At 63.8% G+C, this 26410-nt stretch carries 22 protein-coding genes, 1 tRNA gene and 1 riboswitch; of the genes, 4 read left to right on the plus strand and 19 right to left on the minus strand.

The annotated features are described in order from the left end of the window. Positions 1–16 precede the first annotated feature (16 nt). Positions 17–616, plus strand: coding sequence for a recombinase family protein (locus tag AC3A4M_RS11505; RefSeq protein WP_498735866.1), 600 nt, complete (start codon positions 17–19; stop codon positions 614–616). Between the two features lie 87 nt (positions 617–703). Here AC3A4M_RS11505 and nrdF read toward each other — a convergent pair whose 3' ends face one another. The 4 genes from nrdF to nrdH all read right to left on the minus strand — a co-directional run bounded on the left by nrdF (position 704) and on the right by nrdH (position 4729). Continuing rightward, complete coding sequence (gene nrdF, locus AC3A4M_RS11510) at positions 704–1678, minus strand: class 1b ribonucleoside-diphosphate reductase subunit beta (RefSeq protein WP_101632650.1); 975 nt, start codon at positions 1676–1678, stop codon at positions 704–706. 159 nt (positions 1679–1837) lie between these two features. Then, positions 1838–3958, minus strand: a complete 2121-nt coding sequence (gene nrdE / locus AC3A4M_RS11515; protein ID WP_498735973.1) for a class 1b ribonucleoside-diphosphate reductase subunit alpha — start codon at positions 3956–3958, stop codon at positions 1838–1840. 17 nt (positions 3959–3975) lie between these two features. Beyond that, a complete protein-coding gene (nrdI, locus tag AC3A4M_RS11520; protein WP_498735867.1) occupies positions 3976–4455 on the minus strand; it encodes a class Ib ribonucleoside-diphosphate reductase assembly flavoprotein NrdI in 480 nt (159 codons plus the stop codon). 28 nt (positions 4456–4483) lie between these two features. Beyond that, positions 4484–4729 carry a glutaredoxin-like protein NrdH gene (gene nrdH, locus AC3A4M_RS11525; protein ID WP_498735868.1) on the minus strand — a complete coding sequence of 82 codons (246 nt, stop codon included), beginning with the start codon at positions 4727–4729 and terminating at the stop codon, positions 4484–4486. Positions 4730–5239: 510 nt separating this feature from the next. On the opposite strand from nrdH, the gene AC3A4M_RS11530 reads away from it, so the two are divergent. Then, complete coding sequence (locus AC3A4M_RS11530) at positions 5240–6163, plus strand: LysR family transcriptional regulator (RefSeq protein WP_498735869.1); 924 nt, start codon at positions 5240–5242, stop codon at positions 6161–6163. 88 nt (positions 6164–6251) lie between these two features. Here the strand turns inward: AC3A4M_RS11530 and metE are convergent, their stop codons facing one another. The 4 genes from metE to AC3A4M_RS11550 form a co-directional block, all read right to left on the minus strand. Further along, a complete protein-coding gene (metE, locus tag AC3A4M_RS11535) occupies positions 6252–8591 on the minus strand; it encodes a 5-methyltetrahydropteroyltriglutamate--homocysteine S-methyltransferase (RefSeq protein ID WP_498735870.1) in 2340 nt (779 codons plus the stop codon). A gap of 79 nt (positions 8592–8670) precedes the next feature. After that, positions 8671–9621, minus strand: coding sequence for a methylenetetrahydrofolate reductase (locus AC3A4M_RS11540; protein ID WP_498735871.1), 951 nt, complete (start codon positions 9619–9621; stop codon positions 8671–8673). Positions 9622–10054: 433 nt separating this feature from the next. After that, a tRNA-Ala gene (locus AC3A4M_RS11545) sits at positions 10055–10127 on the minus strand. A 280-nt stretch (positions 10128–10407) separates the two neighbouring features. Continuing rightward, entirely contained in the window at positions 10408–10776 is a 369-nt protein-coding gene (locus tag AC3A4M_RS11550; RefSeq protein WP_498735872.1) for an ArsR/SmtB family transcription factor, read from the minus strand. 247 nt (positions 10777–11023) lie between these two features. On the opposite strand from AC3A4M_RS11550, the gene AC3A4M_RS11555 reads away from it, so the two are divergent. Beyond that, positions 11024–12034 carry a zinc-dependent alcohol dehydrogenase family protein gene (locus AC3A4M_RS11555; RefSeq protein WP_498735873.1) on the plus strand — a complete coding sequence of 337 codons (1011 nt, stop codon included), beginning with the start codon at positions 11024–11026 and terminating at the stop codon, positions 12032–12034. 130 nt (positions 12035–12164) lie between these two features. Here AC3A4M_RS11555 and rsfS read toward each other — a convergent pair whose 3' ends face one another. The 11 genes from rsfS to AC3A4M_RS11610 all read right to left on the minus strand — a co-directional run bounded on the left by rsfS (position 12165) and on the right by AC3A4M_RS11610 (position 25240). Then, entirely contained in the window at positions 12165–12554 is a 390-nt protein-coding gene (gene rsfS / locus AC3A4M_RS11560; protein ID WP_498735874.1) for a ribosome silencing factor, read from the minus strand. Between the two features lie 31 nt (positions 12555–12585). Next, a complete protein-coding gene (locus AC3A4M_RS11565) occupies positions 12586–13998 on the minus strand; it encodes a hypothetical protein (RefSeq protein ID WP_498735875.1) in 1413 nt (470 codons plus the stop codon). A gap of 37 nt (positions 13999–14035) precedes the next feature. Then, positions 14036–14704 (minus strand): nicotinate-nucleotide adenylyltransferase, encoded by a 669-nt coding sequence (gene nadD, locus AC3A4M_RS11570; protein WP_498735876.1) that lies wholly within the window; start codon positions 14702–14704, stop codon positions 14036–14038. Positions 14705–14711: 7 nt separating this feature from the next. Continuing rightward, positions 14712–14939: a hypothetical protein gene (locus AC3A4M_RS11575; protein WP_498735877.1), complete on the minus strand. Its 228-nt coding sequence runs from the start codon at positions 14937–14939 to the stop codon at positions 14712–14714. 133 nt (positions 14940–15072) lie between these two features. Then, entirely contained in the window at positions 15073–16392 is a 1320-nt protein-coding gene (locus tag AC3A4M_RS11580; protein ID WP_498735878.1) for a glutamate-5-semialdehyde dehydrogenase, read from the minus strand. 57 nt (positions 16393–16449) lie between these two features. After that, the gene (gene proB / locus AC3A4M_RS11585; RefSeq protein WP_498735879.1) at positions 16450–17580 is read right to left on the minus strand and encodes a glutamate 5-kinase; all 1131 of its coding nucleotides are present in this window, start codon (positions 17578–17580) and stop codon (positions 16450–16452) included. Then, entirely contained in the window at positions 17570–19150 is a 1581-nt protein-coding gene (gene obgE / locus AC3A4M_RS11590; RefSeq protein WP_498731546.1) for a GTPase ObgE, read from the minus strand. The genes proB and obgE overlap by 11 nt, the downstream gene beginning before the upstream one ends. Positions 19151–19280: 130 nt before the next feature. Continuing rightward, positions 19281–19544: a 50S ribosomal protein L27 gene (gene rpmA / locus AC3A4M_RS11595; protein ID WP_169996650.1), complete on the minus strand. Its 264-nt coding sequence runs from the start codon at positions 19542–19544 to the stop codon at positions 19281–19283. Positions 19545–19599: 55 nt separating this feature from the next. Further along, complete coding sequence (gene rplU / locus AC3A4M_RS11600; protein ID WP_498639552.1) at positions 19600–19908, minus strand: 50S ribosomal protein L21; 309 nt, start codon at positions 19906–19908, stop codon at positions 19600–19602. Between the two features lie 221 nt (positions 19909–20129). Then, on the minus strand, positions 20130–21605 hold the full coding sequence (thiD, locus tag AC3A4M_RS11605; RefSeq protein ID WP_498735880.1) for a bifunctional hydroxymethylpyrimidine kinase/phosphomethylpyrimidine kinase: 1476 nt from the start codon (positions 21603–21605) through the stop codon (positions 20130–20132). Positions 21606–21672: 67 nt separating this feature from the next. Continuing rightward, a riboswitch (TPP riboswitch) is annotated at positions 21673–21771 on the minus strand. A gap of 82 nt (positions 21772–21853) precedes the next feature. Beyond that, entirely contained in the window at positions 21854–25240 is a 3387-nt protein-coding gene (locus AC3A4M_RS11610) for an Rne/Rng family ribonuclease (protein WP_498735881.1), read from the minus strand. A gap of 495 nt (positions 25241–25735) precedes the next feature. On the opposite strand from AC3A4M_RS11610, the gene AC3A4M_RS11615 reads away from it, so the two are divergent. Further along, positions 25736–26320 carry a vitamin K epoxide reductase family protein gene (locus tag AC3A4M_RS11615; protein WP_498735974.1) on the plus strand — a complete coding sequence of 195 codons (585 nt, stop codon included), beginning with the start codon at positions 25736–25738 and terminating at the stop codon, positions 26318–26320. The last annotated feature ends 90 nt before the right edge of the window (positions 26321–26410 follow it).

The raw sequence follows: 26410 nt of genomic DNA on the forward strand, positions 1-26410 counted from the left end.
TGACACACTCATTGGCATGGCTGAATTACTTGTTGGTTACGCCAGATGCTCAACCGAGGAGCAGGACCTCACCGCACAGCGCGATGCGTTGACTCTTCTCGGCGTCGATACGGAACGGATCTATGTCGATCACGGACTCACCGGAACCGATAGAAATCGGCCAGGGCTGCGCGAGGCAATGGCGGCCTGCCGTGCTGGTGACACTTTGATCGTGACCAAGCTGGATCGTTTGGCCCGATCCGTTCGAGACGCCCATGACATTGCAGACGATCTGGCAAGTCGGGAAATCAAACTGAACATCGGGGGCTCAGTCCACGATCCGACCGACCCCATGGGAAAGCTTCTATTCAACGTCCTGGCAATGATCGCGGAGTTCGAAACCGACCTCATCCGTTCTCGAACCCGCGAGGGCATGAAAATCGCCAAAGCCAAAGGCCGCCTGCGCGGAAAGCAACCGAAACTGTCGCCCAAGCAGGAAGCTCATCTTTACAAGTTGCACATCGCCGGCGAACACACCATGTATGAACTGGCCGAACTGTTCTCCGTTGGCCGATCCACCGTCTACCGCGCCATCGAAAGAGCAAGACTAAAGACCCCTAATGAGGACGGTGCCTGACGCAGTGCAGGCGACTTCTGACGATGAAGGCACCGCAACTCTGCAGCGGTGCCTTCATCGTGAACGGGTTCTGAAGTAAAACAGGCCTTAGAAGTCCCAGTCCTCGTCTTCGGTGTTGACGGCCTTACCGATCACGTAGGAAGAGCCGGAGCCGGAGAAGAAGTCATGGTTCTCGTCCGCGTTCGGGGACAGTGCCGACAGGATGGCCGGGTTCACGTCCGTCAGGGATGAGGGGAACATAGCCTCGTAGCCCAGGTTCATCAGGGCCTTGTTGGCGTTGTAGTGGAGGAACTTCTTCACGTCCTCCGCCAGACCCACGCCGTCGTACAGATCGTGCGTGTACTGCACTTCGTTTTCGTACAGTTCGTAGAGCAGGTCGAAGGTGTAGTCCTTCAGTTCCTGCCGCTTGGCCTCGTCCACCTTCTCCAGTCCCTTTTGGAACTTGTAGCCGATGTAGTAGCCGTGCACGGCCTCGTCGCGGATGATCAGGCGGATCAGGTCCGCGGTGTTGGTCAGCTTGGCCCGGGACGACCAGTACATCGGCAGGTAGAAGCCGGAGTAGAACAGGAAGGACTCGAGCAGGGTGCTGGCGACCTTGCGCTTGAGCGGGTCATCGCCGGTGTAGTAGTCCACGATGATCTGCGCCTTCTTCTGCAGATTCTCGTTCTCGTTGGACCAGCGGAAGGCCTCGTCGATCTCCTTCGTGGAGCACAGCGTGGAGAAGATCGAGGAGTAGCTCTTGGCGTGCACGGATTCCATGAACGCGATGTTGGTGTACACCGCCTCCTCATGCTGCGTGATGGCATCCGGGATCAGGCTGACGGCGCCGACGGTGCCCTGCACCGTGTCCAGCAGGGTCAGGCCGGTGAAGACCCGCATGGTCATCTCCTGCTCGGCCGGGGTCAGCGTGGCCCAGGACTGCACGTCGTTGGACAGTGGCACCTTCTCCGGCAGCCAGAAGTTGTTGACCAGACGGTTCCAGACCTCCACGTCCTTCTCGTCCTGGATGCGGTTCCAGTTGATCGCCTCAACGTGGTGGAGCAGCTTGACCTTCTCCGTCATTTCTAACCCTCGGATTCCTTTGGTGTGTACTTCAAGTCTAGTTCGCGCGGTGTGGCGCTTAAGCGCCGAAGCCGCACCCTTTTGGGAAAGGGTGCCGCTCGGTGGGCGTACGACGGCGGGCGCGCACCCGCCGTCGTACTTTTCAGTTGCTTTGGGCTACTACAGCATGCAGCTGACGCAACCCTCCACCTCCGTGCCTTCCAGCGCGAGCTGGCGCAGGCGGATGTAGTAGATGGTCTTGATGCCCTTGCGCCACGCGTAGATCTGGGACTTGTTGATGTCCCGGGTGGTGGCGGTGTCCTTGAAGAACAGCGTCAGGGACAGGCCCTGGTCCACGTGCTGCGTTGCCACCGCGTAGGTGTCGATGATCTTCTCGTAGCCGATTTCGTAGGCGTCCTGGTAGTAGTCCAGGTTGTCGTTGGTCAGGTAAGGAGCCGGGTAGTAGACGCGGCCGATCTTGCCTTCCTTGCGGATCTCGATCTTCGACGCCACCGGGTGGATCGAGGACGTGGAGTTGTTGATGTAGGAGATCGAGCCTGTCGGCGGGACAGCCTGCAGGTTCTGGTTGTAGATCCCGTGCTCCATGACCGAGGCCTTCAGCTCACGCCAGTCCTCCTGGGTGGGAATGTGGATGCCGTCGAATAGCGCCTTGACCTTCTCGGTCTGGGGCTCCCAGACCTGGTCCGTGTACTTGTCGAAGAACTCGCCGCTGGCGTACTTGGACTTCTCGAATCCGCCGAATGTCCGGCCGGTCTCCATGGCGATCCGGTTGGACGAACGGATGGCGTGGTAGACCACGGAGTAGAAGTAGATGTTGGTGAAGTCCAGGCCTTCTTCGGAGCCGTAGTGGACCCGTTCCCGGGCCAGGTAGCCGTGCAGGTTCATCTGGCCCAGGCCAATGGCGTGCGACTGGTCATTGCCGTTGGCGATCGACGGCACGGAGCCGATGTTGGACATGTCCGACACCGCGGTCAACGTGCGGATGGCTGTCTCGATCGTCCGGCCGAAGTCCGGCGAGTCCATGGTCTTGGCAATGTTCAGCGAGCCCAGGTTGCAGGAAATGTCCTTGCCGGTCTCGTCGTAGGACAGGTCGTCATGGTACGTGGTCGGCTGCGAAACCTGCAGGATCTCCGAGCAGAGGTTGGACATGATGATCTTGCCGTCGATCGGGTTGGCCCGGTTCACCGTGTCCTCGAACATGATGTACGGGTAACCGGACTCGAACTGGATCTCCGCCAGGGTCTGGAAGAAATCGCGCGCCTTGATCTTGGTCTTCTTGATCCGACTGTCATCCACCATCTCGTAGTACTTCTCGGTCACCGAAATGTCCGAGAAGGGCATGCCGTAGACCTTCTCCACGTCATACGGGGAGAAGAGGTACATGTCCTCGCCCTTCTTGGCGAGTTCGAAGGTGATATCCGGAATTACGACGCCGAGCGAGAGGGTCTTGATCCGGACCTTCTCATCCGCGTTTTCGCGCTTGGTATCCAGGAACCGGTAGATGTCCGGGTGGTGCGCGTGCAGGTAGACGGCACCGGCGCCCTGGCGCGCACCGAGCTGGTTGGCGTAGGAGAAGCTGTCTTCGAGCAGCTTCATCACGGGGATGACACCGGAGGACTGGTTCTCGATCTGCTTGATCGGTGCGCCGACCTCGCGGATGTTGGTCAGGGCAAAGGCGACGCCGCCGCCGCGTTTGGACAGCTGCAGGGCAGAGTTGATGGAGCGGCCGATGGACTCCATGTTGTCTTCGATGCGAAGCAGGAAGCAGGAGACCAGCTCACCGCGCTGCTTCTTGCCGGCGTTGAGGAAGGTCGGCGTGGCCGGCTGGAATCGGCCCTCGATGATTTCGTCCATCATCTGGGTGGCCAGTTGCTCGTCGCCGCGGGCGAGGTGGAGGGCCACCATGCAGACCCGGTCTTCGTAGCGCTCCAGGAAACGCTTGCCGTCAAACGTCTTCAGTGTGTACGAGGTGTAGAACTTGAAGGCACCCAGGAAGGTTTCAAAGCGGAACTTCTTCTTGTACGCGCGGTCCCACAGACCGCGCATGAAGTTCATGGTGTACTGGTCAAGCGTTTCACGCTCGTAGTAGTCATTCTTGACCAGATAGTCCAGCTTCTCCTCAAGGTCGTGGAAGAAGACGGTGTTGTTGTTGACATGCTGGAGGAAGTACTGGTGTGCCGCCTCCCGGTCCGCGTCGAACTGGATCTTGCCGTCCGGACCGTACAGATTCAGCATGGCGTTGAGCTCGTGGTATCCCAGGCCCTTGTAGGCCTCGGGCAGCTCCGGCTTCGAATCCGCTACTGCTTCAACTGTCGTTTCCAAAACTCTTCCAATCCTTGTTTGACACGGGCGACGTCGTCCGCCGTGCCCATGAGCTCGAACCTATATAGGTGTGGCACTTCGCACTTGGCCGCAATCTTGTCAGCGGCCAGGCAATAGGTAGTGCCGAAGTTTGTGTTCCCGGCGCCGATCACTCCCCTGAGCAGTGATCTGTTTTCCTCGTTCTTGAGGAACTTAAGCACTTGCTTCGGAATCGAATTGCGGCCTGATTCCCCACCATAGGTGGGCAGGATCAGAACGTAGGGTTTCCGGGCATAAATTGTTTCGTCCTGGGTGCGCAGCGGGATTCGTGCCGCTTCCACACCCAGCTTCCTGACAAACCGGTGCGTATTTTCCGATGCCGAGGAGAAGTAGACCAGCGACGCGCTGGTCGATGAACCGGGGCCTGCTCCGGAGCCGTACGTTGTGGCTCCTTCGGCCATCAGCGTAGCTGCCATGGAGAGCGCCTCCCGACTTTGTTGGAAATCAGGCCACCGAGGTAGCCGCTGACTGGGCGAGTTCGGCGATCTTGTCCGGACGGAACCCGGACCAGTGGTCCTGCTCGGTGACAACAACGGGAGCCTGCATGTAACCGAGCGAGCGAACGCGCTCAAGCGCAGCCGGATCCTGGGAGAGATCAACGCTCTGGTAGGTGATGCCCTTCTTATCCAGAGCACGGTAGGTTGCGTTGCACTGCACGCATGCTGGCTTCGTGTAAACGGTTACAGTCATGGTCCCTCTCCCTAAAACTTTGGTGACTATTAGTCGCTGTCTCTCGGGGTTCAAGTTGGTCTTTCAGATGATCCTGAGTCTGTCCCTGCCAGCGGTTTCAATCTACTACATCCACTACATCTAGTGCACGCTTCTGGGGCGGACCCCTAGATGATGTATTACAAGTATGTCATTTGTGCGTCCGTCAGTCCACAGGCATTGGGGATAATTCCTGCTCCCCGCCCTTGATTTCGCGCAGTTTTCACTCCCCCGTCCACAAGCTGTGGACAACGATCCCCACAGGCACAAATACTTCGTGTCGCCGATTCTCCGGGCGTGTCGAATAGCGTCGGCCGTCACCTTGGCCAGTGGCCGGTTACACAGATTTGCCCGGTGGAAGCTGCTCCCGCTGCATTTGTTGCCTCCGCCGACACCGGCTCTGCAGGTTCAACTGGTCCTGCTCCCGTGTCCTGCCCCCGCCGGTGCATAAGATGCCATTAATACAACATTCGCCGAGTGTGAGGAATTCCGATGGTCAACCCCGTCCATTTGCGCACACTGCTGGAGGTGACCCGGCGTGGTTCTTTCGCTGCCGCCGCCGTGCAGCTCGGCTACACGGCCTCCGCCGTCTCGCAGCAGATGTCCGCTTTGGAGCGGGAGGCCGGGGTGACCCTTTTTGAGCGTTCAGCACGAAGTGTCCGCCCTACCGAGACCGCATTCGTCATGGCCCGCCATGCGGCGAAGGTCCTGACCGACATCGACGCCCTCCTGGCGGCAACCTCGCGCACCCATGACACCACCGCCCAGGAAGTCCGGCTGGGGATCTTTCCAAGTCTGGCTACGTATGCGTTGCCAAGACTGCTCCGCCTGCCGCAATGGCCAAATCTGGGCATCAATCTGAAAGTTTTCGTGGCGGAACCGGCCCAGACCATCCAGGGCCTGCGCACCGGCGGCGAACTGGATCTGGCGCTGGTGTACCAGGTGGGCCAAGGCGGGCTGGCCTGGCCGCATTCGGTCAACAGGCAATGGCTGGGCGACGATAATTTCCGCGTGGTCCTGCCGGAATCGTGGGGGCTGCAGGCCGGCTCCCAGGTCTCAGCGTCGCAGCTGGCGGAAATGCCGTGGATCATGCATCATCCAGGCACCGCCGATGCCACAGTGATCGAGCGGCTCTTCGCCAGCTGCAACCTCCACCCGCGGGTAGTCGCCTATTGCGACGACTTCAACGCCAGCCTCGAAATGGCAGCCGCCGGTTTCGGCGCGGCCTTGGTGCCGGAGCTGGCCATGCAGCACATGGACAACGGTGTGGTGGTCCTGGATGTGCCGGAAATCCGCCTCGCCCGGAACATTTTTGCCCTGCTCATCAATGAAAAGCAGAATGCCCAGGTCGGCCTGTTCATGGAACAGCTCTCCGATATCCTCCGCGGCCTGAGCATCAGCCCGCGGCGCCGCTGATCAGACGCTGGGGCCGCAATGGAAAAACGCGATGTCCCGGCAGACAGCAGCCGGCCGGGACATCGCGTTTTGAAGGTGTCGAAAAGGGCTATCCGGCCAGGCTATCCACCAGTGATGCGCGCACCGTCCGGGCGGCCTCCACAAGGTTCTCCAGGGACGCCTTAGTTTCCGGGTAGGCGCGGGTCTTCAGACCGCAGTCCGGGTTCACCCACAGCTGCCGCACCGGCACATGTGCGACGGCGGCACGCAGCAGCTCCTGGAGCTCGCCTGCCGACGGAATTCGCGGCGAGTGGATGTCGTAGATACCCGGTCCCACTCCCCTAGCAAAGCCGTGCTGCTCCAGATCCTGGACTACTTCCATCCGGGAGCGGGCCGCCTCGATGCTTGTCACGTCCGCATCCAAGGCATCGATGGCGTCGATGATCTCGCCGAATTCGGAATAGCACAGATGCGTATGGATCTGCGTAGCGGCGGCAACGCCGGAGGTAGCGAGTTTGAAGGAGCCGACAGACCAGCGCAGGTAGTCCGCGTGTTCGCGCCGGCGCAACGGCAGGAGCTCCCGCAACGCCGGCTCATCGACCTGGATGATTTTGGTGCCGGCCTCCTGCAGGTCCGAAATTTCATCCCGCAATGCCAGCGCCACCTGGTTGGCGGTCTCCTCCAGCGGCTGGTCGTCCCGGACGAAGGACCAAGCCAGAATGGTCACCGGTCCGGTCAGCATTCCCTTCACCGGCTTCTCCGTCAGCGACTGTGCGTAGCGCGTCCACGGAACCGTGATGGGTGCCGGCCGGCTGACGTCACCCCAAAGAATGGAGGGGCGGGTGCAGCGGCTGCCGTAGGACTGGACCCAGCCGTGCACCGTGACGTCGAAGCCGTCCAGGTTCTCGGCAAAATACTGCACCATGTCGTTGCGCTCCGGCTCTCCGTGGACCAGCACGTCGAGACCCAGTTCTTCCTGCAGTTCGACAACGCGCTTGATCTCGTCCTTCATGAGCTGCTCGTAGGCACCGGCCGCCAGGTCCCCCTTGAGCGCGCGGGCACGGGCCAGCCGGATGTCGCGGGTCTGCGGGAAGGAACCGATGGTGGTCGTGGGCAATGCGGGCAGCCGGAGTACCTCCTGCTGCACAATCCGACGGCTCTCGAAGTCATCGCGGGTGAAGTCGGCCGGGACCAGTCCCCCGGTCCGGGCGCGCACTGCGCTTTGCCGTACGCCCGGAGACTGCCGGCGGGTTTCCAAGATGGCTGCAGCGGCGGCAACCTCTGCGGCAATCGCTTCCGGCTTGCCTACCCCCCGGGCCAGGGTGCGGACTTCGTCCACCTTCTGGTCCGCGAAGGCGAGCCAGCTGCGCAGGACCGGGTCCAGCTGCTGCTCCTGCTCCGCATCGTGCGGCACATGGAAGAGCGACGTCGATGTCGCAACGGCGAGCCGGTCGACGGACTCCTCCAAACGTCCCAACTTGGCTGCTGCGGCCGCCAAATCTGCCTTCCAGATGTTCTCGCCGTCCACCAGACCCGCAACCAGCACGGTGCTCCCCAACGCCTCCAGCTCCGCCGCGGCGGGGACGGCGCCGTTGACCAGGTCCAGATGGAGGGCATCGACGCCGGAAACCGCCAGCACGGGCAGCAGCCCGTCCAGCGAGCCATAGGACGAGGTCACCAGCAGCCGCGGCCGCTGCGGCGCTTGAAGTTCCGTGGCCAGCGCGGTGTAGGCCAGCCGTACCGCCTCCGCCAGTTCCCCTTCGGACAAGTCCTGGTCGGCCACCAGGGCCGGCTCCTCGAGCTGGACCCATTCGACCCCGGCCGCCGCCAGGGCGCGAAGCACCTCGGCGTAGACCGGCAGCACGTCGGCCAGACGCGACAGCGGCTCGAAGCCTGCGCCGGCGTCGTCTGCCGCTTTGCTTAGCAGCAGGAAGCTCACCGGCCCCACAAGCACCGGCCTGGTGGTGAAACCTGCCTGACGTGCCGCCGTGAAGTTCTCCACGATCCATTCATTGGCGAGTCGGAATGCCGTCTCCGGTCCGAGTTCGGGGACCAGGTAGTGGTAGTTGGTGTCGAACCACTTCGTCATCTCCAGCGGAGCGCGGTCGGCGTCGCCTCGGGCGAGCGTGAAGTAGGCGTCGAGCCCCAGCTTCCCCTCGCCGTCGAACAGGTCGGCGAAGCGGGACGGCACCGCGCCCAGCGTCACGGCGGTGTCCAGGACCTGGTCATAGTAAGAGAACGACGCCGGGACCGCCGACGCCTGGGCGTCCAGACCGAGTTCGGTCAGGTGCGCGTAGCTGTGGTGACGCAGGTCCTGGCAGGTTTGCTCCAGCTCGGCTGCAGTGCTGGCACCGGACCAGAAGTTCTCCAGAGCCTTCTTCAGCTCCCGGCGGGGTCCGATTCTGGGGTAGCCAAGGATGGTGGCAGCGGGGAAAGTATTGTCAGTCATGGGATAAGTCCTTAATTCTGGTGTAGTGCAGAAGATGAGTTGCGGCGGTAGCCCATAGGGCGCCGTCGTGCGTGAGGTTTTACGCCCGGGCCAGCACTTTGTGCCGAACCGGGGCAGTCGGTCGGGGCAGCTGCAGTTTCTCCAGCAGTTGGAGGGCGGATACATGCTCGTTGAAGGTATAGACATGGAGTCCGGGAGCCCCGGCGTCCAAAGCGGCGTTGGCAAGATCGACGGTGGCCTGGATCCCGATGCGCTGACGCGTCGAGTCATCACCGGCGCTGGCCAACCGGTCGCGGACGGCAAGATCCACATCGATGCCGGCCAGCTGGGCAAGCCGGTCGAGCCGGCGCACACTGGTCAGCGGCATGATGCCGGGAATGATCGGGATGCGCACTCCCGCCTGCCGGGCACGCCGCAGCAGCGACGAATAATCGTTGGCGTCAAAGAAGATCTGCGTGATTGCGAAGTCCGCGCCCGAGGACTGCTTGGCCAGCAGCACTTCGACGTCGTGCTCGAAGCTGGGCGATTCGGGATGGCGGCTGGAGTAGGCAGCCACACCGATGGCCACTTTCCCGGCCGCCAGGTGGGCGGTCCGTTGGCGTTCAATCCGCCGGATGAGTTCAACGAGTTGCTGCGCGTACCGCAGTTCTCCCGAGGGACGTCCCGAGCTGCCGGCAGGGGCATCCCCGCGCAGCGCCAAGATACCCCTGACTCCCCTGCTGAGGATCGCCTCGATGGTGTGCGCCAGCCCCACGCCGCTGCTCCCAACACAGGTCAGGTGTGCCAGCGGCCGCAGCCGGGTCTCGTTCTGCAGGCGTTCGAGCAGTTCCAGGGCGGTCCCCCGGTTGGAGCCTCCGGCACCGTACGTGACCGAAACATAGTCAGGGGCAGTGCTTTCGAGTTCGCGGATGGTTCGCCAGAGGGCTTCGTTTGCCTGCGCATTCCTGGGCGGAAAGAGCTCGTAGGACAGGGCGGGATGGTTGGTGATTTCCGCCTCGAGGGGCGGAACCGTGGGGGTTGGCGGTGACATTTGTATCCTTACGGTGAGGTCACACGCGATTGCGGAGAATCCAGGGCGGAAGAACCGCCGGAGGCAACGCAGCACACGTGCTAGTTCGGAAAGGAGCTCAGGAGCCGGCCTGCGTTGCATGCGGCCGCACGCAACGAGGACTCCTGTGCCAAATGTCAGACCCACACCCGGGGCACCCACACCCTCATCGAGAGGGTCGCTGACCTGTTACGGAAGTAACTTGTCCAGAACTCTACGCACGGGCAGCAGAGCCGACAAGCAAACGACCCATGTTGACGGCACGTTTCCGTTCTTGACGGGGCCCGCGGCATATGTGACGGGCGGAGCGTCATCCCAGAGGAAATGTGACGCGCGCCGAAAAGGCCGATAAGCCCGATGGCGATTGCCGGGAAAAAGAAAAGAGCCGCTCGATCTGAGCGGCTCTTTTCATCGGTGGAGCTGAGGGGACTCGAACCCCTGACCCCCTGCATGCCATGCAGGTGCGCTACCAGCTGCGCCACAGCCCCGTTTCCGGTTTCTACCGTGTTGCCCTGCCCGGTTCGTTTCCTCCCCGTGCCGCAGCAACTTGAATATTCTATGCAGAGGATCCATCAGATTCCAAATCGAGCCCGCCCCAACCCCAATTCCCGCAAAGCCGCGCCATTCCGCGGCTTTCGGTTCCCATCGAGCAATGGAACCGCAGCGAGAGCGTTCAAGTTTGATCTAAATCACATTGCTGTCATTTGCCGGGACTCCTCCCCTAGTTCCAAGAACAGCGAAGCTCAAACCAGGGCTTTCGTGGATTCGTCAACTGACAGACGTTGAAGCCTTTGCGGCAGCACTGATGACAGCGTCAAGGAAGCCCGGGAAAACTTCGTTCATGTCGTCGCGTCGCAGGACGTTCAGGCGCGAGGTTCCCGCGTAGTACTGGTGGATGACACCTGCCTGGCGAAGAGCCGTGAAGTGGTGCGTCGCCGTGGACGGGTGGACAGGCAGAATGAATGCGCCGCAGCTGATATCCGTCCGCGCGGCAGCGAGTTGGGCGACGATAGCCAGCCTGATCGGGTCGGCGATGGCGTTCAACACCCGCAAGAAATCGAAGTCGGCCACGTCGGGCTCGTCGGCTATCTCCCGCCCTCGGACCATGTCCTGCCTCTCCTGCACATTTTCTGACATTTTTTCCGGCACGATCCTGCCGGATCATGCCGCGCCGGTCCGAGACCAGACTGAGCCCGGCGCACACCGCCTACCCTTGCTGCCCCTCAGGATATCCCGAAGCCCCGCCACCGACACAGCGGGCTACTTTGAGGTCAGTCTAATTTGATGTTGATCAAACTAGGGGCGTAGTGTGTCCCGAAAGGAGTCCTGCCGGCAGATCGCTGCGGGTTCCGCACCTCCCCACCACACAAAGGAACGATAAAGCATGCGTGCATGGACACTTGATGAATTCGGGCTGGAAAACCTCAATCTCCGCGAGGTACCGACGCCGACACCGGGACCGCACGAGTTGTTGGTGAAGGTGTCCGCCGTTTCGCTGAACTACCGCGACAAAGCCCTGGTGGACGGGATCTACGCGCCCGAGAAAATGCCAAAGGGGCTCATCCCGGTAGCCGACTCAGCAGGAGTTGTAGCCGCTGTCGGCGAGAGCGTGACCAAATACCGTGTTGGCGATCGCGTGACCTCCCACTTCTACTCCACCTGGCACGACGGGCCCTGGATCCCGCGATATGCCGACTTCCAGATGGGCGGGCCCCTCAACGGTGGCTTGGCCGAATACCAGATCCTCGGTGAAGACAATGTAGTCCCCACTCCCCGCAATATGAGCGACGTTGAAGCATCGACCTTGCCGATCGCGGCCCTGACGCCCTGGTTCGCCCTGCGCGAGTACCGAGGGCTGAAGGCGGGCGACTCCGTCCTGATCCAAGGCACCGGCGGCGTCTCGATCTTCGCCATCCAACTCGCCTCAGCACTCGGCGCCCGCGTGATCGTAACCTCCAGCAGCGACGAGAAACTCCGCCGCGCCCGCGAGCTCGGCGCGACCGACACCATCAACTACCGCACCACCCCCGACTGGGCCGGCGCCGTTCTGGAAATGACCGACGGCGAGGGCGTGGACGTGGTGCTCGATGTGGTGGGAGGCGACGGGCTCGGTGACTCCGTCCGGGCCGCGAAGGGAAACGGTCTGGTTGCGATCATCGGATTCCTCGACGGCCAGACGACGAAACTCGACCTCATGGACGTCATCTGGCACCAGACCCATATCCAGGGGATCGCCGTCGGTCACCTGCGCTCTTTCCACGACCTCGTCGCCTTCCTCGACGAGCACACCATCCAGCCGGTGGTGGACAGCGTTTTCACCTTCGAAGAGGCACCCCGCGCTTACGAGAAACTGGCCGAGGGCGCTTTCGGGAAGATTGTCATCAACATCAACTGACACACCACAGCAGTCGGCAGCCCAAAAACCGTTGTCAAGACGGATCGCTTGGCGTTGCAAAAATCCCCGGACTACCGATAACGGTATCCGGGGATTCAGCTCAAAGCCTGAAGCTTCGAGCGTTACTCAATCACTCGCCGTCGGACGCTGTTACCGGCGCTTCGTCGAGCTGCAGGTCGATCGGCGGGCAGTCCTTCCACAGTCGCTCCAAGGCGTAGAATACCCTGTCTTCCTCGTGCTGGACGTGGATGACAACCGTGGCGTAGTCGAGCAGCACCCAGCGTCCTTCGGACCGGCCTTCGCGGCGGACCGGTTTCAAATCATGCTTGTGCAACTCTTCTTCGATGCCGTCAACGATCGCGTTGACCTGGCGCTCGTTGGAGGCCGAAGCAATCACAAAAACGTCAGTGATGGCCAGACGCTCGCTGACGTCGAGGGCGATGATGTCCTGGCCGATTTTGTCGGAGGCAGCCTTGGCAGCCATCCGCGCAATGGAAATCGAATTTTCTGAGGCTGCCATAGGGCTCCTTTTTGGTTAGGTACTAGTGGAACTAATTGCTGAGACCGACGATCATCATAATCAGTCCGGTGATAAAGGCTGCTCCGCCGAGCACCAAAGCCGCGATGACAGCAATCCTGGCGCTGTTGGCCTGGCCAGCGGTCCGTGCGTCCAGCGGGTCCAGGCCATGAGCGCTCCTGGCACTGAGCGGTTCCACTTTCCTGCCGCGCCCATCGGCGACGGCTTCGGCCTGGGCCAGGAGCCTGGACCTGGCCGGCGCTGCCGGTGCGGCCGGCCTCGTACCCGGTTCCGCTGGTCGAGAGCCGGACGTTGACGGTTTTTGTCCCGGTGTCGAGGGCAAGGACTTGGACTTGGCGGAACTGTTCGGGACAGGGCCGCTGTTGCCCACGGACTTTCCTGCCGGGGATGGCTTGTCCGCCGGCGCGGGTCTTTCTGCGGGTTCGGGCTTCCGCTGGGGTCCCTCCGCCCGCTTCGGCGCCAGCGGCTGGGCCGGTCCAACTGGCCGCACCGGAACGCCTGTCCGAGAGTCTGCGGCCCGCTCCGGCGCATTGCTCACCAGCGGAACGTTGGACGTCGGGGACGGACGCAGAACATGCTTATCGCTGCCGGGCAGACGCACGAATTCCATCGGAGCCGAGGCGATATCACCAGGCCCTGCTGTCTGCCGCCGCTGCTGGTTCTCCTGGCTCAACCGCTTTTTGTCCGCGGCCCGGCGGTTCAGCACCGCCGCACGCTCGGCCAGGGCCTTCTGCTGGGCAAGGATATCCAGATCCACGGTTCTGGGATCCTGGTCCTTGCGCGCCTCCATCATGGAGGCGAGGTTCTTGGCCTGGCCCATCAGCAGTTCCCTGGCCACCAGAGCCTGCTCCACCGTCATTTTTCCGGCGTCGACGGCTTCAGCGGCAGCGTCCGGCAGCGCCTCTTCATCAGCTGTCTGGGGCTCCGCTGCACCGGCGGCTGCGCCAGTGCTACGGCGTCGGCGCTCCCGGCGGCCGCCCTCAATGGGAGGCCGGTTGGGACGGTACTGCGCATCGGTCTGCGGCGCTGGAAGGGGACGGTCCTTTGCCGGCGCCTCCCCCGCTACTGCGGAGGTAGGCATGACGGGCCGGCCCGTGGGGGCGGCTACCGGCGGGCGGGGCGACCCCTCGGTCTGCGGGCCTTGTTCCCGCTCCAGTTGCTGCCGCCTCAGTTGGCGCCGGGTGGGTTGTGCCTGCGCGGCAGGCACAACGGGTATCGCCTCCGTCAGGGCACGGTAGGCTCGGTGCGCTTCACGTTCCCGGGCACGGGCTTGGGAAGACCGCTCGGTACCTTCGGACGGGCCCGACGGCGGCGTTATATCGCCCGCAGCTCCTGCCGGCGTACCACCGCCGTCCGGATTCCCGCCGGGCCCACGCTGCAACCGGGCTTCTCTCCGGCTGCGCGGCGTCTGCGATTCCTTACTCATTGATAACTTTTCACCCAGAATGTGGAGGTATGTACGGCTAGTTTGTTGCGGGGAACCGATCAGCCGGTTCCAGTGCCCGGTAGAGACCGTATTTGGCAATGTACTGTACTACGCCGTCCGGAACGAGGTACCAGACGGGTTGGTCTTCGGCCACCCGGTCCCGGCAGTCGGTCGAGGAGATGGCCATGGCCGGGACCTCGAGGAGGCTGACGTCCTTACGCCCCAGATCGTGCAGCACGTGGCCCGGACGCGTGACTCCGACGAAGTGTGCCAGTGACCACAGTTCATCGATGTCCTTCCACGACATGATCTGGGCCAGCGCGTCCGCACCGGTGATGAAGTACAGCTCAGCTTCCGGACGGGCGGCCCGCAGATCACGCAGCGTATCGATCGTGTAGGTCAACCCCGGACGGTCAATGTCCACCCTGCTCACCGTGAACCGCGGGTTCGAAGCGGTGGCAATCACTGTCATCAGATAACGATGCTCCGCGGGTGAAACAGACCGGGACGATTTCTGCCAGGGATGGCCCGTGGGGACAAAGACTACTTCGTCCAGATCGAAAACCGCCGCCACCTCACTGGCCGCGACCAAGTGACCGTGGTGGATCGGATCGAACGTGCCGCCCATGACCCCCAGCCGGAATTTGCGGCCGGAGGCTGTGCTGCCAGGCAGCGTAGCCGCTGTTCCGGTTGAGGGGAAAGCCATAGGCACTTTAGCGCTGGGCTTGGCCGTGATCGTGCTTGTTCGGGTGCTGGCGGTGCGGATCCGCATGTTCCTCGACGGCGGAGTGGCGGTGGCCGACACTGGTAAAGGCGACGGTGGAGAACATCATGATCAGGAAGACCACGAAGATTCCGCCGCCGATGACGACCGGCGACACCGGAAGTTCAACGTGAGCCTCGCTGGCCACCAGCGCGGCGCCGAATACCTGAGTCAGCATATTTTCTCCCTTGGGAATGGTGGACCGCCTGGGCAGGCGGAAGTTCAGTTCTGTCTAATGGTACGCGTTCGCGCGGCGGAACACCCACCGGCTCGCGTTGGAGCGGCGGGCGGGGCCGGTGGCCGCCGGGTGTTTAGTCCCGGACCTGGCCTTCGCCCTGCACAATCCACTTGGTGGTGGTCAGTTCCCGCAGGCCCATGGGGCCACGGGCATGCATCTTCTGGGTGGAGATGCCTACCTCGGCGCCCAAGCCCAGCTCGCCGCCGTCGGTAAACCGGGTGGAGGCGTTGACGATCACCGCAGCGGAATCAATCTCTGCAACGAAACGGTCGGCGTTACCAAGATCATTGGTGATGATGGCCTCGGTGTGTCCGGTGGTCCATCTGCGGATGTGGTCCAGCGCGTCGTCCATCGAGTCCACCATGGCGACGGCGAGGTCCAGATCCATGTATTCACGGCCCCAGTCTTCATCCGTTGCCCGCTCCACCTGGATTCCGTCCGGCACGATCGCGGCTACACGGTCATCGACGTGGAGCCGGACACCGGCCCCCGCGAGCGAGCGGAGCACGTCCGGCCCCGCCCCAGCTCCGGAATGCAGGAGCAAGGTCTCTACGGTATTGCACACCGAGGGCCGCTGGGTCTTGGCATTAAGCAGGATCTCCACGGCCATTTCGGTGTCTGCGGATTCGTCCACGTAAATGTGCACGTTGCCTTCGCCGGTTTCGATCACGGGCACCTTGGCCGTGTTCAGCACGGTCTGGATCAGGTCGCGGCCGCCGCGGGGAATGAGCACATCCACCTTGCCGTGGGCCTGCATCAGCGCGTTCGCACCCTCGCGGCCGTACTCATCAACGCTCAGCACCGCATCCGAGGGCAGGCCCACCCTGTCCAGCGAATCGCGGATGATCCCCAGCAAGGCCACGTTCGTCTCGGCGGCCGCGCTACCGCCCCGCAGGATGACGGCGTTGCCGCTCTTGAGCGCCAGGCCGGCGATGTCCACGGTGACATTGGGACGCGCTTCGTAGATGGCAGCAACCACACCCATGGGCACATGGACCTGCCGCAGCCGCAGACCATTGGGCAGCGTCTGCCCGCGCATCACGGTACCGACGGGATCCGGCAGGCCGGCCAGGCTGTGCAGCGCCGCCGCAAGCGAGTCGATGCGGGCAGGATCCAGCTTCAGGCGGTCCAGCATCGCCGTGCTCGTGCCGTTATTCCGGCCTTCCTCGACGTCCAGCCGGTTCGCATGCAGCACAATGTCGCGCTTGGCCACCAGCTGCTCGGCGATCTCTACCAGCGCCCGGTCCTTCCACGCCCGGTTGGCACGGGCCATCCGCCGTGAAGCCGCGCGCGAGCGTTCGGCAATACTATGGACGGCGGCAGTGACATTCGGCTGCTCTGCAGCGGACTGCTCGGTAACGGCCGGGATCTGGGAGTCAGCTGTCTGGGTCATAGTCCGATTTTAGCTGTTATAGTCCTTGACCGTTTTCGCGTTACGTAGCCTGCGGTCCTACAGGACCACGAGGTCGTCCACGTGGATGACCTCGCGCTCGTACTGGCGCCCGAGACTCGCCCCCAGCTCTTTGGTGGAGCGGCCCAGCATCCGGGGCAGCTCGTAGGAGGAGAAGTTCACAAGTCCGCGGGCGACGATACGCCCGGCCGAGTCGGCCACTTCCACCGGGTCTCCCGGTTCGAAGGTGCCCTTAACCGACGTGATGCCAGCCGGCAGCAGCGAGCGGTGGCGTTCGCGCACGGCCTGCACGGCGCCGTCGTCGATTGTCAGGCGGCCCTGGATGGAGGCCAGGTGTGCCAGCCAGAGCAGCCGCACCGGGCGGCGCGTGCCGTTGGTGCTGAACCACGTGCCCACGTCCTCGCCCGCCAGTGCCGCGGCGGCATTGGCCGTTGCCGTCACCAGCGCGGGAATGCCGGACTCGGTAGCCATGGCGGCGGCCTCGACCTTGGTCACCATTCCCCCGGTGCCCACGCCGGCCTTGCCCGTGCGGCCGATGCTGACCCCGTCCAGGTCGGCGGGCCCGGAAACGTGCGCAATGCGCTTGGCCCCTGCCTTCGGCGGCCCGTCATAGAGGGCATCGACGTCGGAAAGCAGGACCAGCGCATCGGCCTTGACCAGGTGGGCCACCAGCGCCGCCAAGCGGTCATTGTCGCCGAACCGGATTTCATGCGTGGCCACGGTGTCGTTCTCGTTAACCACCGGAACGACGCCGAGGTGCAGCAACCGGTTCAGCGCCCGATAGGCGTTGGCATAGTGTTGGCGGCGCATCAGGTCTTCGGCGGTCAGCAGCACTTGGCTGACTGCCACGCCGTGGGCGCCGAAGGCCTGAGTATAGCGGGCCATCAACAACCCTTGGCCCACGCTGGCAGCCGCCTGCTGGGTGGCCAGGTCACGGGGACGGCGCCCCAGACCCAGCGGAGCCAGTCCGGCCGCGATGGCACCTGAGGAAACCAAGATCAGCTCCGTGCCGGTGTTGCGGCGCGCGGCCAGCACGTCCACCAGGGACAGCAACGCGTCCTCGGAGATACCCCCGGCCACGGAGGTCAGCGACGATGAGCCGACCTTAACTACTACCCTGCCGGCGGTCCGCAGCAGTGTACGGTCCGCCGGTTGAGCGCTAGCTTTCATCGTCTTCTTCCGATGCCCCGCTTCCGGCGTGGTGCTTGTAATTGACTGATTCGGTCCAGATGCCGGCCTTGCGCTCGGCTTCCAGCTCCGCGCGTGCCGCGGCCCTGGCATCCTTGCGCTCCTGCTGTTCCTGGCGCTTCTGGCTGCGCGTGGGACGGCCGCTGAAGTCGTCCAGCCGGATATCGGTCCCGCGCGGTGCGCCGGCCAGCAGCTCGGCGCCGCCCATCATGGTCGGCTCCCAGTCGAAGACAACGGCGTCGTCTTCGCCGATGACCACGGTGGAACCCGGCACGGCGCCGGCTTTGAAGAGTTTGTCCTCGACACCCAGTTTGGCCAGGCGGTCCGAGAGGTAACCCACGGCCTCGTCGTTGTTGAAGTCGGTCTGCTTGACCCAGCGCTCCGGCTTCTCGCCGAGCACACGGTACAACGGCTCGAGGTTCTTTTCTTCCTTGCGGATGATGAACCCGGCCTCGTTGACGGCCCTGGGCCGCAGGACAACCTTGACCGGTGCCGGCGCGGCTGCCGCCTCCTGGCGTGCCGCGGCGACGATGTCCGCCATAGCGAAGCTCAGCTGGCGCAGTCCTTCGTGGCTGACCGCAGAGATTTCGAAGACTTTGTAGCCGCGCTTCTCCAGTTCGGGCCGGACGAATTCCGCCATGTCCTTGCCGTCGGGCACATCCACCTTGTTCAGCGCCACCAGGCGGGGACGCTCGTTCAAGGGCACGACGGCGCCGTCGGCACCGGCGTAGCTGAGGTCGACGGCGTAGGCAGCCAGTTCCGCCTCGATGGTCTCCAGATCGGAGATCGGGTCGCGGTCGGCTTCCAGGCTGGCGCAGTCGAGAACATGCACCAGGGCCGCGCACCGCTCCACGTGGCGCAGGAATTCGTGGCCCAGGCCCTTGCCTTCGCTGGCACCGGGGATCAGTCCGGGCACATCGGCGACGGTGAAACGCACCTCGCCGGCCTGGACTACGCCCAGATTGGGCACCAATGTGGTGAAGGGATAGTCGGCGATCTTCGGCCGCGCGGCACTCAGGGCCGCAATCAGGCTCGACTTACCGGCCGAGGGGAAGCCCACCAGCGCGATATCCGCCACGGTCTTCAGCTCCAGGACGATGTCCCGCTCGTCGCCGGGTACACCCAGCAGGGCAAAGCCGGGGGCCTTGCGCTTCTGGGAGGACAAAGACGCATTGCCCAGCCCGCCCTGGCCACCGGCCGCCGCCACATACTCGGCGCCCTCGCCGATGAGGTCGGCCAGCACTTCGCCGTCCTTGGTCTTGACCACGGTGCCGTCCGGGACAGGCAGGATCAGCGTTTCGCCGTTGCTGCCATGGCGCAGATCACCCTTGCCGAAGTCGCCGTTGCTGGCGTGCCGGTGCGGTGCGTGGTGGTAGGACAGCAGGGTGGTGGTCTGCGAGTCGACCCGCAGGATGACGTCGCCGCCGTTGCCACCGTTACCGCCGTCCGGACCGCCCAGCGGCTTGAACTTTTCACGCTTGACGGAAACACAGCCGTGGCCCCCGGTTCCACCGGATACATGCAATACAACCCGGTCAACGAAAGTTGCCACGTTTATCTCCTTTTACTTCAGGTGATCCCGGTTCGCACCGGATGTGCCCATCAGTGATTCTAGTCTGGTTAAACACCAGTGAGGCGGACCCGCGGCCCGCCTCACTGGAAAGCTGAATTACTGCCGAAAATTACTCGGCAGCTGCTGCAGCAACGATGTTCACAACGCGGCGTCCGCGGCGAGTACCAAACTCAACCGCACCGGCCTCGAGGGCGAACAGGGTGTCGTCGCCGCCACGGCCGACGTTGGCGCCCGGGTGGAAGTGGGTGCCGCGCTGGCGGACGATGATCTCACCAGCGGAAACAACCTGGCCGCCGAAGCGCTTTACGCCCAAGAACTGAGCGTTGGAATCGCGACCGTTGCGAGTAGAGCTCGCACCTTTCTTATGTGCCATTTGCTATGCCTACCTTTTTTGTCTATGGAAACTGCTGGAAGCCTGCCGACCGCAATTACGCGATGGAGGTGACCTTGACCTTGGTCAGTTCTGAACGGTGACCCTGGCGCTTCTTGTAGCCGGTCTTGTTCTTGAACTTCTGGATGACAATCTTCGGCCCGCGAAGATTCTCAATGATCTCTGCAGTGACCTTGACCTTGGCCAGCTCATCAGCTGCAGAGGTAACCTTGTCGCCATCGACCAGGAGCAGCGCGGGCAGCTCGAAGGTGCTACCGGCTCCACCGGGGACGCGGTCAAGGGTTACGAGGTCTCCGACGGAAACCTTTTCTTGGCGGCCGCCTGCGCGGACAATCGCGTACACCACTTGGGAACTCACTTCTCTCGACGTTTAATACAGTTATGCGCTTTGAATACAGGCGGTAAAAGGATGCCTGCCAGCACTGTGCAGTGACGCCTACGGGATTTACCCTTCGAAGGCGTTCGCACCGAAGATCAAGATTACGCTATTTCCGCTATTTCCTGCAAATGGCGCCCGGGCGGCGTGCCGCGGAACTGCACTGTTAGCTCGCCCACACCGGCCGTGGCTCAAGCATAGAGCCTTGGCGCATCGAAAAAGTGGAGCTCGTAGCGGGCCGAATGCTCGAAGGCGGCCATCATCCGTTCGCGCTCCTGCTCCGGCATCTGCTGGGCAGCCGCGTCCATGATTGCCACGGCCTGCCGGGTGGCCTCCGCGAAATCGTCGTCCGCATAGGTCTCGATCCACGCGCCGTACGGGTGGCCGGAGGCTCCTGCGGACATGTACCGGCCATACAGTTCGCTGCCGACGTGCGCATACAGCCAGTAGCACGGCACCACGGCGGCCACCAGCTCGGCGTAGCTCCCCGCAGCGCTGACGGCAAGCAGATGGTCCACGTAGGCCTTGGTGACCGGTCCTTGTGCCGGCGCGATGTTGCGCCCGGCGAGCCATTCGCGGTGCAGCTGCGCCTCGACTTCAAGGCAGTTGTGTGCGCCCTTGGCCCAGAACAGCTGTTCCTGCTCGGTGGGCGCCAGCGCGCTGGCACGGGCCAGTGCCCGCGAGTAGCCATTAAGGTAGCGCGCGTCCTGGGCCAGGTAGTAACCGAACTGCGATTCGCTGAGGGTTCCTGCCGCGAGCGACCGCACAAAATCCAGTTCCATGATCTCCGCCCGGATGTCTGCGGTGCGTTCCCAGGCTTCCCTGCTGAACCGGTCCGCCGGACGCGGCGTGTGCTGGTGGAAATGGTGGATGGGCCCGCTGCCCTTCCCGACCTCTAGCTCGTCCGCGCGCACCAGCGCGCCGAACAGCCACTCCTTCACCTCTTTGAGCGACTCCGTCCAGTCCCCCGTCCGTGCCTGCACCGTAGCCATCGCCGCCGAGAGCGAGCAGCCGGTCCCATGCGTGTTTTTCGTCCGCACCCGGCCTGAGCGGAATTCAACCACCTCGCCCGCCAGCCGCCCGTTCACATCCACCAGCGCATCGGGGCAGTCCTCCGCGGGCAGGTGTCCGCCCTTGACCAGAACCATGACGCCATGCCGGCGGGAGAGCTCCCGCCCCTGCGCCAGCGCCTCCTGCCAGTCGGCGGCGGTCTCGGCACCGAGCAGCACCGCCAGCTCCGGCAGGTTCGGCGTCACGAGGTGGGCTTGGTTGAGCAAGCCGCGCAGCGCCTCCTCCGCTTCCGCTGCCAGCAGTCGGTCGCCGCTGGTGGCCACCATCACCGGGTCCAGAACAACGACGGCGGGGCTCACCTCAGCGAGCCAGCGGCCTACCGTTCCAATCACCTCGCTGTCACCAAGCATGCCGATCTTCACCGCATCGATGCAGACGTCGTCGCTGACCGCGGCCAGCTGCTCGGCGAGGAAAGTTGGCGGCGGTGCATGGACGGAGCGGACACCCTGGGTGTTCTGGGCTACCAGTGCGGTCACTGCGGCCATACCGTAGCCGCCGTTCGCTGCGATGCTCTTCAGGTCTGCCTGGATCCCGGCGCCGCCGGTCGGATCGGTCCCCGCAATGCTTAAAACCCTGGGGGTAGTTCGAATGGTCATGGCTGCTCCGTTGCTGCTCAGGGCGGAACGTGCACGGCAGAATTCCACAGCTGGCCAGCCAGTGGCCCGAAGACTGCAGCGACATCCCTCCGCCAGTCCTAACTGGTTCAGGTTCAACGGGTCTCAAATCTCAGCCGGCTAGTCGCCGGCACCCCGTGTCACTGCTGCCAGCCTAATGCATCAGGGGCGGTCCTTTCGACATGAAAGGACCGCCCCTGATTCATTAGCAGGAATTGCTCAGTGCTGGATCAGAGTTCCGACGCAGGAACTCCGACTCCCAGAATCACCGGCTGCACCGGAGTCTTCTTCTCAGCCTCCGGCTTAGCCGCCGCTTCATCACGGTCCGCCGACGCATCGGCGCCGCCCGATCCGGAGACCGGCCGAACCTCCGGGGCAGCCTTCGCGGACTGCTCCATGCCGTCCCGCTGCTCAATGGGTGCCTGATTCGCGGCTCCCTGGGGACTGCTTGCGGCACGACGACGGCGGCCGCGGCGCTCCGGCGGCGCCGCCGCCTCAGGCTTTGCCTCCGGTTCCGGCTCTGGTTTCGTGACGATCTCCGGACTTACCTTGTTGAAGGCATCCGTCAGGCTCGCCAGAGTCAGGGCCGGCTCCTCACTGGCCGCCACCGGACTGTGCTCGGCACGGGGCAGCACAACCTTTTCGCCGTTGATGGTCAAGACCGGAGCCTCGGGGGCGGCGTCCGGTTCTGCCTTGCGCGCAGCCGGTTCTGACTTGAGCGCAGCCTCGTGTTCCTCTGCCTCGTGGGCTGCGTGGGTCGCCGCGGCGATGGACGCCAGTGCGGCACGGGCCGCCTGCGCCTTGGCTTGCCGCTCGGCGTCGTCCTCATGCTCCGGTTCTACAACCGCGTCGGGAGCGGAGGGCGCACTGCCCTGGTTGTTCTGGCTCTTGCTCCGGCGCTTTTCGCTTCGGGACGGCTTCTCCGGCCGCCCCGGCTTTTCGGCGCGGACAAGGTGCTGATGATGCTCGGCAGCAACCGCGGCACGGCGGTGCTCCAGCGGTTCGTCATGGGTGACGACGCCGCGGCCGCCGCAATGCTCGCAGTTCTCGCCGAAGACCTCGAGCAGTCCGGTACCCATCCGCTTGCGGGTCATCTGGACCAGGCCCAGGGACGTCACTTCGGCTACCTGGTGCTTGGTCCGGTCGCGGCCCAGGCATTCCACCAGGCGGCGCAGCACCAGATCGCGGTTGGCCTCGAGCACCATGTCGATGAAGTCGATGACGATGATGCCGCCGATGTCGCGCAGGCGCAGCTGCCGGACTACCTCTTCGGCCGCTTCCAGATTGTTCTTGGTAACGGTCTCTTCGAGGTTGCCGCCGGAGCCGGTGAACTTGCCAGTGTTGACGTCAACCACGGTCATGGCTTCGGTGCGGTCGATGACCAGCGAGCCGCCCGAGGGTAGGAAGACCTTGCGTTCGAGGGCCTTGTGGATCTGCTCGTCGATCCTGTTGGCCGCGAAGATGTCCTCGGCGCCGGTCCACTTCTCCAGCCGGTCCACGAGGTCCGGTGCCACATAGGTCACGTAGGCCTCGATGGTGTCCCAGGCCTCTTCACCGGACACGATGAGCTTCGAGAAGTCCTCGTTGAAGACATCGCGGACCACCTTGATGGTCAGGTCAGGCTCGGCGTAGAGCAGTTCAGGCGGCAGGGTCTTATTGGAGGTCGACTTTCGTTCGATCCCTTCCCACTGCGCACGAAGCCGGTTGATGTCGTTCATCAACTCTTCTTCGCTGGCGCCTTCGGCCGCGGTGCGGACAATGACGCCGGCGCCCTCGGGAACGTGTTCCTTCAGGATCTTCTTGAGCCGGTTGCGCTCCACGTCAGGCAGCTTCCGGGAGATGCCGGTCATGGATCCGCCCGGCACGTAGACGAGGAAGCGTCCGGGCAGCGAGATCTGGCTGGTCAGGCGTGCACCCTTGTGGCCTACCGGGTCCTTGGTGACCTGGACGAGCACCGAGTCGCCGGACTTCAGCGCGTTCTCGATCCGGCGGGGCTGGCCCTCCAGATGCGCGGCTTCCCAGTTGACCTCGCCGGCGTACAGCACGGCATTGCGGCCGCGCCCGATGTCAACGAACGCCGCTTCCATGCTGGGCAGCACGTTCTGGACCTTGCCGACGTAGACGTTGCCGATCAGGGAGTCCTGCTGCGTCTTGGACACGAAATGCTCGGCCAGCACGCCGTCTTCGAGGACGCCGATCTGGATCCTGTCATCGCGCTGGCGGACTATCATCTGGCGGTCCACAGATTCACGACGTGCCAGGAACTCTGCCTCGGTGATGACCTGGCGCCGCCGGCCGGTTTCGCGCGATTCACGACGGCGCTGCTTCTTGGCCTCGAGACGGGTGGAGCCCTTCACCGAGGAGACACGGTCGCTCGGCGGGGTCTCGCTGACCGCACGCGGAGCGCGCACACGGGTCACTGTGTTGGGCGGATCATCGTCCTGCCCGCCGGTGAGTTCGAGGTCCTGGTCGCCGCGGCGCCGACGACGACGGCGGCGGGCAGTTACGCCGTCACCGGACTCCGCCGGGGCTTCTTCAATGTCTTCGCCCTGGGCCTCTGTCTCGGTCTCGGTGCCGGTTTCGGCTGCGTCGGCACGGTTCCGGCCTTTACTGCGGCGGTTCCGGCGGCTGCGGCGGCGGCCGCTTTCTTCATCCTCGTCAGCCTCTTCCTCGGCGGCGGCCGGACGGACAGGGCGGACAGCGGTCAGGTCCGGCGCATGGAAGAGGACCTGTACGGGCGATTCGGGGACGGCGAAGGGGCTCAGCACCGCTGGCTCGTTGGCCTCTTCCGCCTGTTCCTCTGCCGCCGGCGCGTTCTCGGCAGCCTGGCCGGAAACCGGCTCTGCGGCAGACGGAGCTGTGGTGGACGAATCCGTGGGGGACGCCTCCGGTTCGGCTGCGGCCGGGCTCTCCTGCGGAGCTTTCGGAGCCGCCGTCCGGCGCGCACGGGTACGGGTACGCGTGGCGGGCTCGGCGCTTGCCGCGGGCTCTACACCCGTGTCGGTGCTGGCGGCGGTGCTGCCCGCGGCGACGTCGGTCTCGGTGCCGGCGGCTTCCGGCGCCGTTTCAACCGAGGCTTCCTGCGAGGGCGTGCTTGCTGCGCTGTCCGCGGCGACCTCAGGATTTCCGGTCCGGGGCTGGGCCTTCCTGCGCTTGCGCGGCGCCTTCGCCTCGGCGGCGTCCTCGGCCGGCTCTGCTGCCGGAACTGTATCGGCAGCGGCCATTGCGGGGGGCTCTGTCGGCATGGGCGGCACTGCGACGCCCGCTGCTGAACCTTCGTCGACCGGTGCCGTCTTGCGGGTCCGGCGCACGCGGGTCTTCGCCGGTGCCGCTGCTTCTTCCCCGGTGGCCCGGCCGGCGGCTGCTTCCGCGGGCTCCGTTGTGGCATCCGTAGCCGCGGTTGCGGCGTCGGCGGTACTCTCCGTCCCTGCTGTCGACGGAACCTCCGCTGTTTCCGCCGCGGGCTTGCGTCGGGCGCGGGTAGCTCGCTTGACCGGCGCCTTGGCCGTAGGTTCGGTTGCTTCTGGTGTTGCGATTGCGGCGGCGCTGTCTGTGCCCGCCGCTCCGGGAGTATCCGACTGATCGGATGTTGCCGGGTTTACCTGTTCATTATCCATTTATTACTGCACTCCAGCCCCTGGAGGCACCGGCCACATTCCGGTACCGCCAAGGAAAGTAGCCGGTTATCCTTCGGGCCACGTGGCCACCCGTCACCGGAAGTCCTTGTCGTATCTCCCGAGCTCGCGCCATCTGTGGGGCGCGGTACACTCAGGGACCAGCGGCGCTTTTCCTACTACCGCATATATTCTCTTCATCGGTAGGGTCATCTGGCGGATTCCGCAGGGCCCATCCGGATGATGGGCTCCGATACCGGAAGCATCGCCGACAAACCTGGAAGCCTGTCGCTGGACCGGTAGTGGCATGTGGTTCCATTACCAGCCAAGAGCCATTCTCTCATATGGGCCCGGTTTTCGTTATCATTTGGCGCTCCTGCAGCGGTTAGAATCGTCCCAGACATTCCCTGATGGAAGAGGAGCCCGGTGAACCACCATGCGGCCCACGCCGAAAGCGGCGCAGAAACCGTCCCGGCCGGACATCGTCCGGACAAGGCCGTGGCGGTACATTCGCGGCACAAACCCTTCGCTTGGCTCCTGCTCGCCGCCGGCGTCGTCGGTTGGATCGCCTCGGCCATCCTTGTCCTGGAGCGGCTTGCCGTCTACGTAGACCCGAGCCACATCACCAGCTGCGACGTCAATCCGTGGGTGTCCTGCGGCGAAGTCTTCAAGACCTGGCAGGCAGCGATCTTCGGGTTTCCGAATCCGTTCATCGGGATCGTGGCCTTTGCCGTTCCGATTACGACGGCGATGGCAATGCTCGCCGGCGCCCGGCTCCGCCGCTGGTACTGGATCGGTCTGCAGGTCGGCGTGACCCTGGGATTCATCTTTGTGGTCTGGCTGTGGAGCCAGGCACTGTTCGACATCTTTATCCTGTGCATCTACTGCATAGTGGTCTGGGCCATGATGATCCCAATGTTCGTTATGGTGACCGTACGCAACCTGGTGCATGGGGTGATCAAGGCGCCGGCTGGCGTGGTCGCCTTCGCCAGCGACTGGGCGTGGACCTTGACGATCATCCTCTGGGTAGCCACTGCGGCGAGCGTTTTCATCCGCTTTATGAACGTGTTCCTCGGGGGTTGAGGCAAGCCGCAGTGAGGTGCTGCTAACCCCGTACGGCAAAGGCCGCGCACATCCGGCGAGGATGTACGCGGCCTTTGCCGTTGCGGCCGG

The organism is Arthrobacter sp. Soil_C_60 (assembly GCF_057656375.1).

Coding starts and splice junctions, on each gene's coding strand:
- AC3A4M_RS11505 (WP_498735866.1), top strand. CDS start 17: ATGGCTGAATTACTTGTTGGTTACGCCAGATGCTCAACCGAGGAGCAG.
- nrdF (WP_101632650.1), bottom strand. CDS start 1,678: ATGACGGAGAAGGTCAAGCTGCTCCACCACGTTGAGGCGATCAACTGG.
- nrdI (WP_498735867.1), bottom strand. CDS start 4,455: ATGGCAGCTACGCTGATGGCCGAAGGAGCCACAACGTACGGCTCCGGA.
- nrdH (WP_498735868.1), bottom strand. CDS start 4,729: ATGACTGTAACCGTTTACACGAAGCCAGCATGCGTGCAGTGCAACGCA.
- AC3A4M_RS11530 (WP_498735869.1), top strand. CDS start 5,240: ATGGTCAACCCCGTCCATTTGCGCACACTGCTGGAGGTGACCCGGCGT.
- metE (WP_498735870.1), bottom strand. CDS start 8,591: ATGACTGACAATACTTTCCCCGCTGCCACCATCCTTGGCTACCCCAGA.
- AC3A4M_RS11540 (WP_498735871.1), bottom strand. CDS start 9,621: ATGTCACCGCCAACCCCCACGGTTCCGCCCCTCGAGGCGGAAATCACC.
- AC3A4M_RS11550 (WP_498735872.1), bottom strand. CDS start 10,776: ATGTCAGAAAATGTGCAGGAGAGGCAGGACATGGTCCGAGGGCGGGAG.
- AC3A4M_RS11555 (WP_498735873.1), top strand. CDS start 11,024: ATGCGTGCATGGACACTTGATGAATTCGGGCTGGAAAACCTCAATCTC.
- rsfS (WP_498735874.1), bottom strand. CDS start 12,554: ATGGCAGCCTCAGAAAATTCGATTTCCATTGCGCGGATGGCTGCCAAG.
- AC3A4M_RS11565 (WP_498735875.1), bottom strand. CDS start 13,998: ATGAGTAAGGAATCGCAGACGCCGCGCAGCCGGAGAGAAGCCCGGTTG.
- nadD (WP_498735876.1), bottom strand. CDS start 14,704: ATGGCTTTCCCCTCAACCGGAACAGCGGCTACGCTGCCTGGCAGCACA.
- AC3A4M_RS11575 (WP_498735877.1), bottom strand. CDS start 14,939: ATGCTGACTCAGGTATTCGGCGCCGCGCTGGTGGCCAGCGAGGCTCAC.
- AC3A4M_RS11580 (WP_498735878.1), bottom strand. CDS start 16,392: ATGACCCAGACAGCTGACTCCCAGATCCCGGCCGTTACCGAGCAGTCC.
- proB (WP_498735879.1), bottom strand. CDS start 17,580: ATGAAAGCTAGCGCTCAACCGGCGGACCGTACACTGCTGCGGACCGCC.
- rpmA (WP_169996650.1), bottom strand. CDS start 19,544: ATGGCACATAAGAAAGGTGCGAGCTCTACTCGCAACGGTCGCGATTCC.
- thiD (WP_498735880.1), bottom strand. CDS start 21,605: ATGACCATTCGAACTACCCCCAGGGTTTTAAGCATTGCGGGGACCGAT.
- AC3A4M_RS11610 (WP_498735881.1), bottom strand. CDS start 25,240: ATGGATAATGAACAGGTAAACCCGGCAACATCCGATCAGTCGGATACT.